The sequence below is a fragment of the Muricoccus radiodurans genome (genome assembly GCF_050154705.1).
Classification (GTDB): domain Bacteria; phylum Pseudomonadota; class Alphaproteobacteria; order Acetobacterales; family Acetobacteraceae; genus Roseomonas; species Roseomonas radiodurans.
This window is the reverse complement of sequence record NZ_CP189561.1, coordinates 4,389,533-4,406,887: the sequence shown is the minus strand read 5'-3', so window position 1 is coordinate 4,406,887 and position 17,355 is coordinate 4,389,533. Positions and strand designations below refer to the sequence as shown.

Annotated in this window: 16 protein-coding genes and 1 pseudogene; 8 read left to right on the top strand and 9 right to left on the bottom strand. The window is 73.8% G+C overall.

The window, feature by feature from the left end; all coding sequences use genetic code 11:
- The first annotated feature begins 10 nt into the window (after positions 1-10).
- From ACP6CK_RS20690 to ACP6CK_RS20675, 4 genes are all read left to right on the top strand, one after another.
- Complete coding sequence (locus tag ACP6CK_RS20690; protein ID WP_426955196.1) at positions 11-934, top strand: type II secretion system F family protein; 924 nt, start codon at positions 11-13, stop codon at positions 932-934.
- A complete protein-coding gene (locus tag ACP6CK_RS20685; protein WP_426955195.1) occupies positions 928-1,395 on the top strand; it encodes a TadE/TadG family type IV pilus assembly protein in 468 nt (155 codons plus the stop codon). Before ACP6CK_RS20690 ends, ACP6CK_RS20685 begins: the two co-directional genes overlap by 7 nt.
- Positions 1,373-1,966 carry a TadE/TadG family type IV pilus assembly protein gene (locus tag ACP6CK_RS20680; protein WP_426955194.1) on the top strand — a complete coding sequence of 198 codons (594 nt, stop codon included), beginning with the start codon at positions 1,373-1,375 and terminating at the stop codon, positions 1,964-1,966. The genes ACP6CK_RS20685 and ACP6CK_RS20680 overlap by 23 nt, the downstream gene beginning before the upstream one ends.
- A gap of 89 nt (positions 1,967-2,055) precedes the next feature.
- Positions 2,056-3,933 (top strand): pilus assembly protein TadG-related protein, encoded by a 1,878-nt coding sequence (locus ACP6CK_RS20675; protein ID WP_426955193.1) that lies wholly within the window; start codon positions 2,056-2,058, stop codon positions 3,931-3,933.
- A gap of 169 nt (positions 3,934-4,102) precedes the next feature.
- Here the strand turns inward: ACP6CK_RS20675 and ACP6CK_RS20670 are convergent, their stop codons facing one another.
- The 6 genes from ACP6CK_RS20670 to thrC form a co-directional block, all read right to left on the bottom strand.
- Positions 4,103-4,843, bottom strand: coding sequence for a glycerophosphodiester phosphodiesterase family protein (locus tag ACP6CK_RS20670; protein ID WP_426955192.1), 741 nt, complete (start codon positions 4,841-4,843; stop codon positions 4,103-4,105).
- 116 nt (positions 4,844-4,959) lie between these two features.
- Positions 4,960-5,619, bottom strand: a complete 660-nt coding sequence (locus tag ACP6CK_RS20665; RefSeq protein ID WP_426955191.1) for a glutathione S-transferase family protein — start codon at positions 5,617-5,619, stop codon at positions 4,960-4,962.
- Between the two features lie 55 nt (positions 5,620-5,674).
- Positions 5,675-7,003: a TldD/PmbA family protein gene (locus ACP6CK_RS20660; protein ID WP_426959960.1), complete on the bottom strand. Its 1,329-nt coding sequence runs from the start codon at positions 7,001-7,003 to the stop codon at positions 5,675-5,677.
- Between the two features lie 11 nt (positions 7,004-7,014).
- Positions 7,015-8,316 carry a M16 family metallopeptidase gene (locus ACP6CK_RS20655; RefSeq protein WP_426955190.1) on the bottom strand — a complete coding sequence of 434 codons (1,302 nt, stop codon included), beginning with the start codon at positions 8,314-8,316 and terminating at the stop codon, positions 7,015-7,017.
- Between the two features lie 89 nt (positions 8,317-8,405).
- Entirely contained in the window at positions 8,406-9,566 is a 1,161-nt protein-coding gene (locus tag ACP6CK_RS20650) for an MFS transporter (RefSeq protein WP_426955189.1), read from the bottom strand.
- An 11-nt stretch (positions 9,567-9,577) separates the two neighbouring features.
- Positions 9,578-10,981, bottom strand: coding sequence for a threonine synthase (gene thrC / locus ACP6CK_RS20645; RefSeq protein WP_426955188.1), 1,404 nt, complete (start codon positions 10,979-10,981; stop codon positions 9,578-9,580).
- A 58-nt stretch (positions 10,982-11,039) separates the two neighbouring features.
- Here thrC and ACP6CK_RS20640 point away from each other — a divergent pair, with 58 nt between their 5' ends.
- Entirely contained in the window at positions 11,040-11,675 is a 636-nt protein-coding gene (locus ACP6CK_RS20640) for a histidine phosphatase family protein (protein ID WP_426955187.1), read from the top strand.
- Between the two features lie 25 nt (positions 11,676-11,700).
- Here ACP6CK_RS20640 and ACP6CK_RS20635 read toward each other — a convergent pair whose 3' ends face one another.
- The 3 genes from ACP6CK_RS20635 to xseA all read right to left on the bottom strand — a co-directional run bounded on the left by ACP6CK_RS20635 (position 11,701) and on the right by xseA (position 14,414).
- Entirely contained in the window at positions 11,701-11,895 is a 195-nt protein-coding gene (locus ACP6CK_RS20635; protein ID WP_426955186.1) for a hypothetical protein, read from the bottom strand.
- Between the two features lie 126 nt (positions 11,896-12,021).
- Positions 12,022-12,843, bottom strand: coding sequence for a M23 family metallopeptidase (locus ACP6CK_RS20630; protein WP_426955185.1), 822 nt, complete (start codon positions 12,841-12,843; stop codon positions 12,022-12,024).
- Positions 12,840-14,414 carry an exodeoxyribonuclease VII large subunit gene (xseA, locus tag ACP6CK_RS20625; RefSeq protein WP_426955184.1) on the bottom strand — a complete coding sequence of 525 codons (1,575 nt, stop codon included), beginning with the start codon at positions 14,412-14,414 and terminating at the stop codon, positions 12,840-12,842. Before xseA ends, ACP6CK_RS20630 begins: the two co-directional genes overlap by 4 nt.
- A 104-nt stretch (positions 14,415-14,518) precedes the next feature.
- Between xseA and purD the strand changes: the two genes are divergently transcribed.
- From purD to ACP6CK_RS20610, 3 genes and pseudogenes are all read left to right on the top strand, one after another.
- Entirely contained in the window at positions 14,519-15,814 is a 1,296-nt protein-coding gene (gene purD / locus ACP6CK_RS20620; protein ID WP_426955183.1) for a phosphoribosylamine--glycine ligase, read from the top strand.
- Positions 15,811-16,365, top strand: a pseudogene (locus tag ACP6CK_RS20615) (chloramphenicol phosphotransferase CPT family protein). The gene purD and the pseudogene ACP6CK_RS20615 overlap by 4 nt, the downstream one beginning before the upstream one ends.
- Entirely contained in the window at positions 16,362-17,297 is a 936-nt protein-coding gene (locus ACP6CK_RS20610; RefSeq protein ID WP_426955182.1) for a hypothetical protein, read from the top strand. The pseudogene ACP6CK_RS20615 and the gene ACP6CK_RS20610 overlap by 4 nt, the downstream one beginning before the upstream one ends.
- Positions 17,298-17,355 lie beyond the last annotated feature (58 nt).

Below are 17,355 nucleotides of genomic sequence, written 5' to 3'. Positions count from 1 at the left end.
GGACCGTCCGATGAAGCCGGCCATGCTGCCGCTCCTGGCGGGCCTCGCCGGGCTCCTCCTCCTCCTCGCGGCCTTCCTCTTCGTCACCATGCGGCGGGAAGCGCGGCTGGGCGCGCGGCTCCTTCTCGTGCAGCAGGACACGGGCGTGGACCAGGTGGGCAGCTACGCCACCCCGAGGGAGCGGCTGCTCCGCCTGCTCGGCCGCCTCGGCGCGGCGCTGACCGGCAGCGGCGTGCTCTCCGCCAAGACCGTGCAGGAGCTGGAGCAGACGCTGCAGAGCGCCGGCTTCCGCAGCGACCGCGCGCTCGGCATCTTCGTCGGCGCGAAGGTCGCGGCCATCGCGGGGCTGCCCCTGCTCGCCTGGATCACTCTCCTCCTCACCGGCCATGCCGGCCTCTCGCTCTACATCCTGCCGCCGGCCGGCATCCTCGGGATGCTCGGGCCGGACTTCGTCGCGGGCCGCCTCCGCCGACGCTACATCGCGGAGATCGAGCGCACCCTGCCCGACGCGCTCGACCTGATGGTCATCTGCGCCGAGGCCGGCCTCGCGCTCGAGGGCACGATGGACCGCGTCGCGACGGAGATCCGCACCGCCAGCCCGGCCATCGCGACCGAGTTCTCCCTCTGCAACAGCGAGATGCGGATCCTCCCGGACCGCCGCGCCGCGCTGCTCGGCATGGCGCAGCGCACCGGGCTGGACTCGCTGCGCCGGGTGGCCGTCACCCTCTCGCAATCGGTCCGCTTCGGCACGCCGCTCGTCCAGGCGCTGCGCACCCTGTCCAACGAGATGCGCGGCGAGCAGATGACGCGCTTCGAGGCGAAGGCCGCACGGCTGCCGGTGCTTCTGACCCTGCCGATGATCGCCTTCATCCTGCCCGTGCTGCTGATCGTGACCGCCGGTCCCGCCGTCATCGACGTGCTGCGCTCATGGTGAGGCTGCTGTGCGACCGGCGGGGCACGAGCGCGGTCGAGCACGCGTTGATCCTGCCCACCTTCTTCCTCCTCCTCCTGGTCTTGCTGGAGACGGGCTGGCAGTTCGCGGTGGCCGTCGGCGTGGATCACGGGGCCCGTCGGGGCGCGCGCTGGGTCTCCATCGGCGCCGATGCGCCGGAAGGGCTGACGCGGGCCCAGCAATTCGCGCAGCTCGTCGTGACCTCCTCCGGCCTGCCGCTCGATCCCTCCCGCCTCAGCGTCACGCCCACCGCCTTCTCCAGCTACGCGGCGCTCGCCACGGCGGGCACGCCCGGCCTCGGTGGGCCGGACGAGGTGGTGCGCTACGTCGTCACCTACCAGTCGCGCCCCCTGACGCCGCTGACCGCCAGCCTCCTCCCCAATGGCTGGCTGAACTACCGCTCGGTCGTGATCGCGCAGAATGAGCCCTATCCCGCCAACTAGGGCTGGGCGGCGCGGCATCCGCTCGGGCAGCGCGGCGGTGGAGTTCGCCCTTCTCCTGCCCTTCCTCCTCATCCTCTTCGTCGCGACGGCCGAGGCGGTGGGCTATCTCCGCACCTGGTACCGGTTGGAGCAGGCCGCGAGCAGCGCCGCCTCCGCCGCCTCCCGTCTGGAGGTGATGAACACGACCGCCGTGTCGGGACTGTTCGAGGCCGCGCGCGCCGTGGCCGATCCCTACATCGCCTGGAACACCGGCCCCTCCATGACGGCGGCGCGCACGGTCATCAGCGCGATCTCCAGCCCGTCCGGCAGCAACGTCGTCGCCTGGACCTGCTCCCGCGGCGATGCCGGGCTGGCGCCCCGCGTGGCGGGCACGGCCAGCATCCCCGGCGGCTTCGTCCTTCCCACCGGGGAAAGCGTCGTGGTGGTGGAGATCGTGAACGACACGGCCCCCTGGATGGTCATGGCCGGAACGGCCTTCTTCGGCACCGCCGGCCCGCGGCCGCTGCGCGCCTACGCCATCGCACGCCCGCGCGCGACGGAGGCGGGAACGCTCACCGGGGGGTGCCCGTGATCCCGGATGGCTTGCCCGGGGGAGAGAAGGAATTCTCTCCCCCGCCCCCCCTCTCATCTTTTTCGATCGGGCTGCCGCGGCGTCCGGACATGGGCTCTCCCGGCTCCGAATACCGCGGCAGCCTGAAAAGAAGAGAAGCGGGAGAGGGGTCCGGGGAGAGGGAGAATTCCTTCTCCCTCTCCCCGGAGGCACGCGCCCGCCTCGGCCACCGCGGCAACGTCGCGGTGATGACCGCGCTCCTCTCCGTGCCGCTCGTCGCCATGGCCGGCGTCGCGACGGACGCCGCGCGGGCCTGGGCTCTGCAATCCCGGCTCTACACCGCGCTCGACGCCGCGGCGATCGCGATGGCGCGCAACATCGGCAGCACCGCCGCCGCCCGCAACGCCGAGGCCGCGGGCGTGTTCTGGGCGAACTTCACCCCGCCCGGCGGTGCCGCGGGTGCGCCGATCGGGACGGCGCGCACCGGCTTCCTCAACTCCGTCGCGACCTTCCAGCAGCCCGTGCTCGTCGGCACGGACTCCGTGCAGATCGCGGCCACCGCGACCATCCCCGCCTACTTCACCCGCCTGATCGGCTGGACCGACATCACGGTCTCCGGCACGTCCCAGGCCCGGCGCGCGGACCAGGGGCTGGAACTCGCGCTCGTGCTCGATGTCACCGGCTCGATGGACACGGGCTGCTCCACCCCCTCCGACCGCACGGGGGCGAATTGCGGGTTCACCACCCTGCCCACGTCGCTCACCCAGACCGTCACGGGCCGGTCGAGCAACATGGACCTGCTGCGGCTGGCCGCCGCCGACCTCGTGAACACCCTTTACGGGGACCGGACGACCGTGCCGAATCTCTGGGTCTCCGTCGTGCCCTACACGACGACGATCAACATCGGCCCGGGCCGCAGCGCCTTCCTCGACGCCACCTCCCGCGCTAACCTTTCCGGCGACTTCGCCCCCACCACCTGGCGCGGCTGCGTGGAGGCGCGGGTGGGCTATGCGGGCGCGCCCGCGGACGGCGACATGGTGGACTACGCCCCGTCGGACGTCGCCTTCCGCCCCTTCCTCTACCGGTCCACCTACGACCAGTACACGCTCCTCGGCCTGCCGCTGGGCCTCGTTTCCACGGCCGGGGACAATGACTGGGTGCGGATCCTCTGGCGCTCCAACACCTTCGGCCAGAACGCGATCACGGAGGACTACCAGCTCTGGCGCGGCAACCAGCAGGTTGGCCCGAATGTCGGCTGCCCGCAGGTGCCGGTGCTGCCGCTGACCGCCGACAAGGCGACGGTGCTCGCCACCATCTCCGCCCTGCGCCCGACCTTCCGCGGCGGGACGATGGGCAATCTCGGCCTGCTCGGCGGCTGGTTCACCCTCTCGCCCCGCTGGCGGTCGGCCTGGAACCTCGGGCCGGCGCCCGTGGGCCAGGTCACGCCGCTGCCGCTCGATTACAACACCCGCTACATGCGCAAGGCCATCGTCATGATGACCGATGGCAACAACAACTGGTACGACTCCCCCCACGGCTATCCCGGCGATTGCCACGCCTCGATCATCGCCGACCTCCGGTCCTTCCCGACCGCGGCGTCCGGCACGTCGCCGCCGGGACCGGCACAATTCCTCCAGCCCGAGGGCTGCCCGATCGGCAACCTGCTCGTGGGCGCGCGATCCGGCGCCCCGCCCATCGCGAACAACGCGGACTACACGGGCTATGGACGGCCCAGCGACAACCGCGTCAGCCCCTCCGCGATCGATAGCCGGATGGCGACGCTCTGCACCCGCATCAAGGCGGCGGGGATCACGATCTACACGGTGGTGCTGAACACCGGCGGCGCGGTCGATTCCAGCACGCAGACCCTCTACCGGAACTGCGCGTCCGCCACGACGAACTTCTTCCTCGTCTCCCAGCCCACCCAGCTCCGCCCCGCCTTCCAGCAGATCGGGCAGCAGCTCGCGAATCTCCGCATCATCCGTTAGGGCGCTCTGGAAAGGCCGGGGGGAAGGAATTCCCCCGCCCCCCTTCTCTTCTTATCAGCCTGCCGCGGAAGTTGGATCCGGGAGCATCCATCTCCGCCATCCTTCACCGGCTGACACGGAGCAAAGCGGGGGAGGTGCGATGTTCCCCCACATCATCGCGGCAGAGCCGTCAGCCGCGCATCTCCAGCGCGGCCACGGGATCGTCGCTGGTGAACACGTCCACGCCGAGATCCAGCACGCGCCGGATGTCCTCGCGGTCCTTCAGCCCCCAGGCCCCGGGCGAGAGCCCCTCCGCCCGCACGGCCTCCAGTACCGAGGCGTCCAGGATGCTGTGGTGCAGCCCCAGCCCCTCCGCCTTCCGGCCCTTGCAGACGCCCATCGCACCCTTCAGCCCGATGTCGTGCCAGACCGGGAGCGCGCAGAGCCACACCATCCGCCCGGTGAAGCCCGCCGCCCGAACCTCCGTGATCATCGGCGCCTGAAAGGAGGTGATGACGCTGCGCTCCAGCATCCCCGCCTCCCGCAGCACCGCCAGCACGCGCGGCGCGATGCCGGGATACAGGCGGCGCTCCGCATCCGCCTTGATCTCCAGCCGCAGGGTGATGGGGGTGTCGCGGTAGATCGCCGCCACCTCCTCCAGCGTCGGGATCGTCTCGCCATGGCCGCCGCGCAGGCGGATGCCCCGCAGCTCCGTCAGGCTCCGCGCCCGGACCGGGCCGCGCGCTTCCGTCGTGCGGTCCAGCGTGGCGTCGTGGATCACCACGCAGGCGTCGTCGGCGGACAGGTGCACGTCGAATTCCACCTGCTCCACCGCCAGCTTCGCCGTCTCCCGGAAGGCGGTCGGGCTGTTCTCCGGCCAGAGATAGGTGCCGCCCCGGTGCGAGGCGATGAGGGTGCGGGTCTGGCCCATGTGGCGTTCCGATCAGGGACGGGGTCGAACGGATGGTGCGACCGGCCGCCGAGCCCGGCAACCGGCCACAGCATCAGGGCGGCAAACGCGCCTCCGGCGCGGTGGCGCCGACGCGGTCAGAGCGGTTCCGCGCTCCGCTCCGCCATCATCGCCTTGTAGGCCTCGCGCGACTGGCAGGTGTTGATCCAGGTCCCCACGGCCGGGTGCGCGTCGAACAGCTCCTTCGCGGGCTGCGCGTAGCGCATCACCTCCGCCACGTTCAGGTCCGCCACCGTGAACCGCCCGCCGACGAGGAAGCCGCCCCCCTCCCGCAGCGCCTGCTCCAGCACGGCGAAAGGCTGCCGCAGCGCGTTCATGGCGGGCCCCGCGATGTCCTCGTCCGGGCCCTTGGAGCCGGTGGGGCCGTAATAGACGATCAGGATGGTGTGCGGCTCCGCGTTCGTCGCGGCCCACAGGGTCCACATCGTCATCAGCGAGTCCTCGGCCGCGCTGGCCGGCGCCAGCGGCCCGCCATGCTTGCGCGCGAGGTGGAGCGTGATCGCCAGGGATTCGTGCAGCACCAGTTCGTCATCCACCAGCGTGGGGATCATCCCGTTCGGGTTGATCGCGCGGAACGCGGCGGAGGCGGTGTTCAGCGGCGCGTCCGGCGCGGCCGGGTCGGGCACGCGGCTGGCCTGGAGGACCGGCACGCGCTCATAGGGCACGCCCAACTCCTTCAGAAGCCAGACGGGGCGCGAGGCGCGAGAGCGCAGGACACCGTAGAGCTTCAGGGACACACCGTTCCTCCTGGATCAGGCGCGACCTCAAGCGGCCGCGCCCGCCAAGACGGCCTCACGCCCCTGCGAGCGTCAACCCCTCCACCCGGATCGTCGGCGCGTTGGTGCCGTAGCGGAAGCGCAGGTCGTTCGCCGGGGTCATGTGCAGGAACATGTCCTTCAGGTTCCCGGCGATGGTGATGCCGGACACCGGCTCCGCCAGGGCGCCGTTCCGGATCATGAAGCCGGTGGCGCCGCGGGAGTAGTCGCCGGTCAGGCCGTTGACGCCGGACCCGATCATCTCGGTGACGTAGAGCCCCTCCGCGATATCGGCCATCAGCTCCGCCGGCGTGCGGGTCCCCGGCTCCAGCCAGAGATTCGTCGTCGCCGGGGAGGGCGGGCCGGACACCCCGCGGCTGGCATGGCCGGTGGAGGCCAGCCCGAGCTGCCGGGCCGAGCGCCAGTCGAGGATCCAGGTGGTCAGCACCCCGTCCTGCACGACCGCGCGGGGCTGCCCGGGCATCCCCTCGGCGTCGAAGGGGCGGGACCGCAGGCCGCGCGGGCGCAGCGGGTCGTCCCGCAGCGTCAGTCCGGGGGCCATGACCGCCTGTCCCAGCCGGTCCCGCAGGAAGGTGGTGCCGCGCGCGACCGAGGCGCCGTTCACCGCCCCCGTCAGGTGCCCGACCAGCGAGTTCGACACGCGCGGGTCATAGACCACGGGGATGCGGGCGGTGCGCGGCCGGGTCGGGTTCAGGCGAAGCACCGCCTTCTCCGCCGCCCGGTGGCCGAGGGTCGCGGGATCGTCGAGATCCGCGAGGTGAACCGCGGAGGCGTACTCGTAGTCCCGCTCCATCCCCGTCCCCTGCCCCGCCAGGGCCGTGACGGAGAGGGAGTGGTTCCGCCTGATGTAGCCGCCCGCGAAGCCGTTCGAGGCGACGAGGGCGATCCGCGTCCGGCGCCAGCCGGCCTCCGCCCCCTCGGAGTTGGTGATGCCGGGCACGGCGCGGGCGGCGTCCTCGGCGGTCCGGGCGCGCTCGGTCAGCGCGGCGACGTCGGGCTCCTGCCCGTCATCCAGGTCCAGGTCGGTCGCGGGCAGGGGCGGCACGGAGTCCGGCAGGCCGCCGAACGGGTCCTCCGGCACGGCGCGGGCCATGGCGACGGCCCGCTCCGCCAGGGCCGCGAAGCCGCGCGGGTCCGGATCGGTGGTGGAGACGATCGCCTGACGCTTCCCGAGGAAGACGCGCAGGCCGATGTCCACGTCCTCCGACCGCTCGACATGCTCCACCTCCCCCAGCCGCATGGCGACGGAGAGGGAGGCGCCAGAGGCCAGCAGCGCGTCCGCCGCGTCCGCGCCCGCCCGCCGCGCCGCGGCGACGAGTTCCGCCAAGCGCTCGCGCGGGTCCATCGAGAGGTCGCTCACGCCGCGAGCTTCTCCGCGATCTCGGGCAGGCGCGGCACGCGGCCGGCGGGGCCGAGGGCGGCAAGGGTCGGCGCGCCGCGGAAGGCGCGGGCGGCGGCCGCCTGGACCTGCTCCACGGTGACGGCGGCGATCTTCGCCTTCGTCTCCTCCACCGGGATGATGCGGCCGTGGACCTGGAGCTGCCGGGCGAGCTGCTCGCAGCGCGATCCCGTGGATTCCAGGCTCATCAGCACGGAGGCCCGGAGCTGGGCCTTGGCGCGGGCCAGCTCCTCCTCCGTCACGTCGTGCTGCACGCGGCGCAGCTCCTCCAGCGTCGCGGGCATCAGTTCCGCCGCCTGCTCCTCCCCCGTGCCGGCGTAGACGGTGAAGAGGCCGCCATCCCGGTAGGGCGAGTGGAAGGAGTAGACGGAATAGACGAGGCCGCGCCGCTCCCGGATCTCCTGGAACAGCCGCGATGACATGCCGCCGCCGAGGATCGTGGACATCAGCATCGTCGGGTAGTGCATCGGGTCGCCATAGGCGGGACCGGGGAAGCCGAGCACGAGATGCACCTGGTCGAGGTCCCGCTCCTCCCGGAACTCGCCGCCGGTGTAGCGGGCGGGCTCGGCGGCGTGCTGCTCGGCGGTGGGGAGGTTGCCGAAGTGCTGGCGGACGAGTTCCACCAGCGCGTCGTGGTTCACCGCGCCGGCCGCGGCCACCACCATGCGGGACGGGCCGTAATGGCGGCGCATGTAGCCCATCAGCGCCTCCCGCGGCAGCTTCTCGATCACCTCGGCGGGGCCGAGGGTCGGGCGGCCCATGGGCTGGTCCTTGAAGGCCGTGTCTTGGAAATGGTCGAACACGATGTCGTCGGGCGTGTCGTTCGCCTGGCCGATCTCCTGCAGGATCACGCCGCGCTCCCGCTCCACCTCCTCCGGCACGAAGGTGGAGTTGGTCAGGATGTCGCCGAGGATATCGGCCGCGAGCGGCAGGTCCTCCTTCAGGACCTTCGCGTAGTAGGCGGTCGTCTCCCGCGCGGTGTAGGCGTTCAGGTGGCCGCCGACCGCCTCGATCTCCCGGGCGATGGAGGCGGCGTCGCGCCGGGCGGTGCCCTTGAAGGCCATGTGCTCGAGGAAGTGGGAGACGCCGTTCTCCGGCGCCTCCTCGTCCCGCGTGCCGGCATGGACGTAGGCGCCGATGGAGGCGGTCTCGACCCGGGCCATGGTGTCCGAGACGACGGTGAGGCCGGAGGGGAGGCGGGTGAGGCGGATGGCGCCGGGATCGGTGGAGGTGTCGGCGGCCAGGGTGTGCTCGGTCATGCGGGGCGCGGGGCTTTCGCGGAAGGGTCGGGTCGAAAGCCCAATGTAGGGGGTCCGGCGCCCGGCTGCGACGGGTGCGGTCCCATCCCTCACCGGGCGGGCGGGTCGCGGCTCAGGAGGTAGGGCGGCAGGGCGAGCGCGACGAGCAGGGCCATGCCGGCGAAGGCGGCCCCGTAGCGGTCGGAAGGCGGCCCGTCCCAGGCGCCGATCACCGCCCCGATCCCGGCGTTCACCAGCCCGATCCCCAGGAAAACAAGGCTGTTCAGCAGCCCAAGCCCCCGCCCGACCAGTGCATCCGGCAGAAAGCCGCGGCCCTGCGCCATCAGGAAGGTGTGGGAGCAGCCATAGGTCGCGGCGAGGGCCAGCAGGGCCACCGAGAGCCAGGGATCCGCGGCCGGAGCCAGGGCGAGGACGAGCAGGGCCGCGACGACCGGCACCGAGACCACGAGGGTCGCGCCCCGGGCGCCGAATCGGCGGGCCAGGGGGCTGGCGAGCATCATGCCGCCGAGGGCCCCGAGGGCGACGACTGTGACCGCCGTGCCGCGGGGTCCCGGCCCCAGGCCGAAGACGTCCAGCAGGTAGGGCCCCGTCCAGACCGTCCGGAAGGCGAGCCCGACCCCGGCCGCGACGAGGCACAGGGGCAACAGCGGCCAGAGGGCCCGCGTCGCGGCGGCCCGCGCCACGCCGCGCAGGATGTCCCGCGGCCCCTCCCCGGCCGCGGCGCCGTGGTCCCGCACGAGCGCGAGGTCCAGCAGGGCGAAGAGGGCGGAGAGCGCGGCGGCGATCCCGAGCGCGCCGCGCCAGCCGATCCCGGCCGCGGCCCAGGCGAGCGGTCCCGCCGCGACGAGGGAGCCGGTCATGCCGAGCACCCCGGCCAGGGCAGCCAGCGGGACGAAGCGCCCGGACGGCCGATGCCGCGCCAGCCAGTGCAGCACCGCCATGTAGAGCGGCGCGCAGCCGAGGCCGAGGGTTGCGAAGGCCACCATGGCCAGCGGCAGCCCGGGGGCGAGGATCATGCCCACCGTCCCCGCCGCGCAGACGAGCAGCCCCGCGCCGGACACGCGCCCCGCGCCCAGCCGGTCCAGCGCGGCGCCCATCGGCACCTGCGCCAGCCCGAAGGCGAAGAAGAAGAGGCTCGCAGCGGTGCCGAGCCCGGCGGCGTCGGTGTGAAGGTCCGCCGCCATCTCTGGGGCAACGGCAGCGGGGAAGGTGCGGAAGAACTGGCTGAGCGTGAAGCCCGTCACCAGCACCGCGAAGGGGTTCAGGGGGCGTTCCGCCTGGCGTGCGCCCGCACCGCGCCCTCCACGGCGGAAAGGTCGTTGTCCAGCACGCTGAACCGCTCCTCTCGCCCGTAGAGGTCCGCCATGTGCGGCGGCAGGGGCGGCCGCATCCCGGTTGCCTTCTCCACCGCGTCCGGGAACTTCGCGGGATGGGCGGTGGCCGCGACGATGATCGGCACGGCCCGGTCTGCCGGCGGGTGGGCGCGGCTGGCGGCGGTGCCGGCGGCGGTGTGGGGATCGGCGAGGTATCCGCCCGCGTGCAGGCGGCGCATCTCCTCCACCGTCTCCTCGTCCGACACGGCGTGGCCGTGGAACAGCGCCGTCGCGTCGCGCCAGGCGGCGTCCGGCACGGGCATGCGGCCGGTCTCCCGGAAGGCGCGCATGGCGGCGGCCGTCGCGGCGGGGTCGCGGTGCAGCAGCTCGAAGAGCAGCCGTTCGAAGTTGGAGGAGACCTGGATGTCCATGCTCGGCGAGAGGCTCGGCTCCACCGGGCGGGCGGACATGTCGTTGGAGGCCAGCCAGCGTGCGAGGATGTCGTTGCGGTTGGAGCCGATGACCAGCTCCGTGATCGGCAGGCCCATGCGGCGCGCGGCCCAGGCGGCGAAGACGTTGCCGAAATTGCCGGTGGGCACCGCCACCGCCACCTCCCGCTCCGGCGCGCCGAGGGCGAGCGCGGCGGCGACGTAGTAGGGGATCTGCGCCGCGATCCGCGCCCAATTGATGGAGTTCACGGCCGAGAGGTTCATCTCCGCGCGGAAGGGCGCGTCGTTGAACATCGCCTTCACCAGGTCCTGGCAGGTGTCGAAGTCGCCGTGGACCGCGATGTTCTTCACGTTGGGCGACAGCACCGTCGTCATCTGCCGGCGCTGCACCTCGCTCGTGCGGCCGACGGGATGCAGGATGACGATGTCGAGGTTCGCGCGGTCGCGGCACGCCTCGATCGCGGCCGATCCCGTGTCGCCGGAGGTGGCGCCGACGATGGTGATCCGCTCCCCGCGCCGCGCCAGCACCGCGTCGAACATCCGCCCCAGCAGCTGCAGCGCGAAGTCCTTGAAGGCGAGCGTCGGGCCGTGGAACAGCTCCAGCGCGAAGCGCCGCTCATCCAGCTGCACCAGTGGCGCGACGGCGGGGTGGGTGAAGCCGGCATAGGCGTCGCGGCACATGGCCAGCAGCTCGGATTCGGTGAAGGTATCGCCGGTGAAGCGGGCGATCACCCGGGCTGCCATGTCCGGGTAGGGAAGGCCGTGCAGGGCGCGCCAGTCCTCGGGCAGCAGCAGCGGCCAGGTCTCCGGCAGGAAGAGTCCGCCATCCTCGGCCAGCCCCGCCAGCAGAACGGATTCGAAGTCCCGGGGCGCGGCCCCGCCGCGGGTGGAGATGTAGCGCATGGGGCGGGGGCTTAGCGGAAGGCTGGCCGCGGCGCGACCCGTCCCCCATCTCCCCCGCATGATCCGACGCGCCCTGCTCGCCTTCGTGCTTCTCGCGGTTGCCGGGACGGCGGGCGCGCAGGAGCTGGTGCCCACCCGCCCCGGCACGCCGGAGGGCGAGGCGCTGGTGGCGCGGCTGCGGGCGGGCGGGCTCGTGCTCTTCATGCGCCACGCGGACACGCGCGGGGAGCCCTGCGACCGCTCCTTCACCGTGGGGGACCGGGCGGGGCAGCGGAACATCTCTCCGGCGGGCCGGGCGCAGGCCGAGGCGGTCGGGCGGCGGCTGACAGAGCTGGGCATCCCGGTGGCGGTCCCGGTTCTGGCCGGCCCGGTGTTCCGGGCCCGGGACACGGCGGAGTCGGCCTTCGGCCCGGACCGGGTGCGCGTGACGGACGACCTGCTGGCCGACGACTACGCCCACGGCCGCGTTGACGCGGTGCTGGCGGGACACCGGCAGCTGCTGGACGCCCCCGTGCCGGCGGGGACGAACCGGATGCTGGTGGGGCACCGGACGCCGCTGATCCTGGTGATGGGCGCCTCGGTCGGCCGCCGCGCCTTTCCCGAGGGGTCGCTCGCGGTGATCCAGCCGGGCGGCGAGGTGCTGGGCATCCTGGAACTGGCGCCGCTGCCGGGCGGCGGCTGGCACGGCTGCTGACGGGTTCCGGGGGCGCGGCCCTGCGTCAGCAGACGACGACGGCGGCGCCGGCGGCGTAGAGCCGTTCCCGCAGGCCCTGGAAGGGGCGGAGCAGCACCACGCCGGGGGCGGGAGATCGCATCACCTCGGCGCAGGTCTCGCGGATGGCGGCGAGGGCGTCGTCGTCGCTCGGGAAGACGGCGACGAGGGGCAGAAGGTCGGAAGAGAGGGCGGGCGGCATCTCCCGATTGTCGGGACACGCGCTGAAGGCCTGGTTAACGCTTCTCGCTTTTTCGAGATCGCGGGGTCCGGGGCCCTCGTCAGGGCCCCGGTCGGGGTTCAGGGGGCAAAGCCCCCTGCACTTCCCCTAGGGCTGCGGCCCACCCGGCAGCACGGGATGCGGGTCCACCGAGGTGGCGAACCAGAACATCCCGAGATGCAGGTGCGGCCCCGTCACGCGTCCCGTGGCGCCGGTCGCCCCGATCGGCTGGCCGCGCCCGACCTCCTGCCCCTCCCGCACGTCCATGCGGGAGAGGTGGGCGTAGAGGGTGGTGACGCCGTGGCCGTGCTCGATGAGCAGGGTGTTGCCGGTGAAGTAGAGATCCTCCGCCAGGGTCACGCGCCCGCCGGCCGCGGCCAGCAGCGGCGTGCCAACGCCGACCGCCACGTCCAGGCCGAGATGCGGCGCGCGGGGCTGGCCGTTGAGGATCCGCTGGCTGCCATAGACGCCGGAGATGCGGCCCTGGGCGGGCCAGGCGAAGCCCTCGGCGAAGTGGGGGATGGGGGTGTCGGTGCGGCGGGCAGCGTTCAGGCGCTCCTGCTCCGCGCGGATGCGGTTCATGTCGTCGGCGTTGGGGCTGACCATGCGGCCGGGCAGGCCGTTCAGGCGCTGGATGTCCCAGTGACGCGGGGCGACCGCGATGCGCCGGACCTCCGGGCGGCCGTCGCGGTTGGTCAGGGTGAGGGTCGCTTCCGGCCCGGCGTCGCGGCCGAGGCCGAAGGCGAAGACGCCCTCCGGCGAGACGCGCAGCGTACGGCCCTCGAAGCCCGCGCTGCGGGCGCCGGGGGCGCGGCCGATCACCAGGGCGCCCTGGGTAATCCGCTCCGGCAGGGTCAGGGCCAGGGCAGGGCGGGCGAGGATCAGCGCGGGCAGGGCGAGGGCCGCGCGGCGGGGCAGTCGGTGGGTCAAAGAAGGCTTCCCTGGTCGCTCTTCGCCTTGGAACGGCGCCCGCGATCGTCGGTCACGCGGATCTCGCCGTCGCCGAACTGCACGGTCAGGCGGGCGCCGGGTGCCACGGCCTCGGCGCGGGTCACGGGGAGGCCGCCGGCGTCCCGCACCAGGGCGAAGCCGCGATCGAGCAGCGCCTGGTAGGAGGCGCCCTCCAGCCGGGCGGAGAGGCCCTGCAGGGTCGCGCGGCAGGCGCGGAGGTGCCCGGTGACGAGGGGCGTCGGGTCGGGCACGCGGGCGAGCCGTGCCGCCCGCTCGTTCAACCGGCGCTGCCCGGCGGCGTCCAGCGCGGCGGCGACGCGGTGCAGGGCTGCCTGGCCCCGCTGCAGCCGGGCGCGCAGCGGCGGCGCGGCGTCCGGCACCCGCGCCAGGGAGCGGCGATACGTCCCGAGGGCGCGCTCCGCCGCGTTGGTGGCGCGCAGGGCCAGCAGCCGCAGGTCGCCGCGCCGCTCCGCGATCGCCTCCTGCGGGCGGGGGATGCGGGCGGCGAGCCCCTCGAAGGCCCGGCGCTTGGCGGACAGCAGGGCGCGGGGGGCGAGGCCCAGCCGGGCGCCGCGGTCCTCCAGCCGCTGCCGGGCGGCGGCCAGGGTGGCGGGCAGGTCCGGCAGGGCGGCGCCGGCGCGGTGCAGGCGCAGCCGGGCGCGGTCGATCACGGAATGACCGGCCCGGTGCAGGCGGGTGCCGCGCTGGTCCAGGGCGGCCAGCAACTCCTCCCGCGCCGGCACGGCCAGCTCCGCCGCGGCGGTGGGGGTGGGGGCGCGGCGGTCGGAGGCGAAGTCGATCAGCGTCGTGTCGGTCTCGTGCCCCACGGCGGAGATCAGGGGGATGGGGCAGGCCGCGGCGGCGCGGACCACGATCTCCTCGTTGAAGGCCATCAGGTCCTCCAGCGAGCCGCCGCCGCGCGCGACGATCAACACGTCCGGCCGCCGGGCGCGCCCGAGCGGCGACAGCCCGCCCATGGTCGCGATGGCCGCCGCCACCTGCTCCGCCGCGCCCGCGCCCTGCACCGCCACGGGGATCAGCAGGATGGAGCGCGGGAAGCGGCGCGCGATGGTGGTGCGGATGTCGTGCAGCACCGCGCCCTTCTCGCTGGTGATGACGCCGACGACCTCGGGCAGGAAGGGCAGGCGGCGCTTGCGGTCCTCGTCGAACAGGCCCTCCGCGCCGAGGCGCTGGCGCAGCTTCTCGATGCGGGCGAGCAGCGCGCCCTCCCCGGCATATTCCAGCCGCTCGATCGAGAGGGCGTAGTCCGAGCGCTTGTCCGAGGCGGTGATCTTGCCCGTGGCGATCACCTCCACCCCGTTCTCCGCCTTCACGGAGCCACCCTTCAGGGCGCCGCGCCAGATGATGCCGCGCAGCGTGCCCGCCGCGTCCTTCAGCGTGAGGTAGGCGTGGCCGGAGGGATAGGTCTTCAGTTCCGTGATCTCGCCGCGCACGCGGACCCGGCCGAAGGCGCCCTCCAGCGTCTTCTTCACGGCGCCGGAGATCTCGGAGACGGAGAATTCCGGGACGTTGGAGGCGGCTTCGGACATCCCCCGCATTATGCCGCGGGGCGGCCGAGGGGGCGAATCGGCCCCGGCCTGACGCGGGCGCCGGAACGCGCCATAACCCGGCCGCGAGCGTTGAGGGGGCGGGCATGAAGGTCCTGTTGGTCGGCGGCGGCGGGCGGGAGCACGCCCTGGCCTGGCGCATCGCGGGGAGCCCCCTGCTGACCCGGCTCTGGTGCGCCCCCGGCAACCCCGGCATCGCCCAGCACGCGGAGTGCGTGCCGATCGGGGCGGAGGACATCCCCGCCCTCGTCGCCTTCGCGCGGGAGCAGGCGGTGGACCTGGTGGTCGCGGGGCCGGAGGCGCCGCTGACCATCGGCCTCGCGGACGCCTGTGCCGCGGCCGGGATCGCCTGCTTCGGTCCCAGCGCCGCCGCCGCCCGGCTGGAGGGCAGCAAGGCCTTTACCCGGGAGGTGGCGGATGCCGCCGGCGTGCCCGGCGCCGCCTGGGCCCGCTTCACCGATCCCTCTGCCGCGCGCGCCTACATCCGCCGGACCGGCGCACCGATCGTGGTGAAGGCGGATGGCTTGGCGGCCGGCAAGGGCGTGGTCGTCGCCGCCACGGTGGACGAGGCCGAGGCCGCCATCGCCGACATCATGGAGAGCCGCGTCCACGGCGCCTCCGGCGCCGAGGTGGTGATCGAGGAATGCCTGGTGGGCCAGGAGGTATCCTTCTTCGCCCTCTGCGATGGCACGGACGCTCTGCCGCTCGCCGCCGCGCAGGACCACAAGCGCGTGGGCGACGGCGACACCGGCCCGAACACCGGCGGCATGGGCGCCTATTCCCCCCCGTCCGTCTTCACCGAGGCGCTGCGGGAGGAGGTGATGGCCCGCATCATCCGCCCCACCCTGGCCGAGATGGTGCGGCGGGGCACGCCCTTCCGCGGCGTGATCTTCGCCGGGCTGATGATCACGGACGCCGGCCCGAGGCTCATCGAGTTCAACGTCCGCTTCGGCGATCCCGAGTGCCAGGCCCTGATGCTCCGGCTGGAGGGCGACCTGCTCGCCGCCCTGCACGCCGCCTGCACCGGGCGGCTGTCGGAGGTCTCGCTGGGCTGGTCGGCGGAGCCGTCCCTCGTCGTCGTCATGGCCGCGCGCGGCTATCCCGGCACGCCCGCGAAGGGCGGTGCGATCCGGGGGTTGGACGCCGCCGGGGCCGTGCCTGGGGTGACGGTATTCCAGGCCGGCACGGCGCGCGGGCCAGAAGGCGGGATCGTCGCGTCCGGGGGCCGGGTGCTCGGCATCGCCGCGCGCGGGCCGGACCTCGCGGCGGCGCGGGATGCGGCCTATTGCGCCGTGGCGGCGGTGGACTGGGCGGACGGCTTCTGCCGCCGCGACATCGGGCACCACGCCCTCCCCCATCCCGGGACCATCAAGGCAGCATGACGGGACGCCTCATCCTCCTCCACGGCCCGTCGAGCGCGGGGAAGTCCACCCTCGCTCTCGCGATCCAGGCACGGGCCGAGATCCCGCTCATCCGCCTGTCGCTCGACCTCTTCCTCTTCGGGCCGGGCGTGCTGCCGGCGCGGCGCGACGGCGCCTTCGCCTAGGCCGCCCTGCGGCCGCGCCTCTTCGAGGGTTACCGCGCCTCCCTGGCCGCGATGCTCGCGGCGGGCGTGGACCTCGTCGTGGACCACGTGATCGAGACGGCGGAGGAAGCGGACGAGCTGGCCTCCCTCCTCGCCCCGCATGACAGCTTCCTCGTCGGCCTCCGCTGTCCCCTGGACGAGCTGGAGCGGCGGGAGCAGGCGCGGGGCGACCGCCGGCCCGGCGACGCGCGGCGCGACGCGGCGACCGTCCACGCGCTGATCCCCTACGACCTCGAGGTGGACTCGACGGACCATCCCGAGGCGAACGCGGAGCGGGTGCTCGCGGCCTGGGCGGCCCGGCGTCACCCCGGTGTCCTCGCCCGGCGGGCCCTGGAGGTGGCGGCGTGACGGAGTCCATCGCCTCCATCCGCTGCGGCGACGACCTGCGGGGGCGGGTGCCCGGCACCTTCTTCCCCATCGCCGATCCCGTCTGCCAGGGCCCGGTCGGGGAGCCATCGCTCCCGGCTTATATCTCGCAGCGCGCCGGCTTCGTCGCGGCGCATTACGGGCACGACGTCGGTGCCGTGCGGGCGCGTCTGGGCGCCGAATACACCGCCCTGCGCGACCTGCCGCGCTTCGACCGCGTGCTGCTGTGGTTCGAGCACGACCTCTGGGACCAGGCGGCGCTGATCCGCGTCCTCTCCCTGTTGGCGGAGTGGCCCGCCCTGGCCGGGCGGCTGTTCCTGATGCCCGCCGATGGGGTGCGCCCCTTCCCGGAGCTGCCGCAGGCCGAGTTGGACGCGCTTGATCCCGTCCCCCTGCCCTGGTCCGCGGTGGAGGCCGCGGCCGCGGCCTGGCGCGCCTTCGCCGATCCCGACCCGTCGGCGCTCGACCGGCTGTCGCGCCGGTCCCAGCCCTTGCCGCACCTCGCGCGCGCACTGCGGCGCCACCTGCAGGACCTGCCCTGGACGACGGACGGGCTGGGAATGACCGAGCGCGCGCTGCTGCGCGCCGTGGCCGAGGGGGCGACGGACACCGATGCCCTCTTACGCGCCCTGCGCGGCGCCGACCCGGTCTTCCACGTGACCGACCTGATCGTGGCGGACGTCCTGCATCGCCTGCGCGCCGGGACGCGCCGCCTGATCACCCGCGACCCGCCACACGGGCTCTCGCCCCGCGGTCAGGCGATCCTGGCGGGGGAGGCGCGCTTCACCCCGCCGCCGCACTTCCTCGGCGGCGTGGCGATCGGGCCGCGCAGCCCCTGGCGCTGGGACCCGGTCGCGGCCGGCGTGGTGGAGGCGCGGGGCCGGGTGACGCGGCCGGGGCTGCCCTTCGGCTGATCGCTCCACGGCGGCGCCGGAGGCTCCGCCTCCCGGACCCCGCGGTCTCTTACTCGAC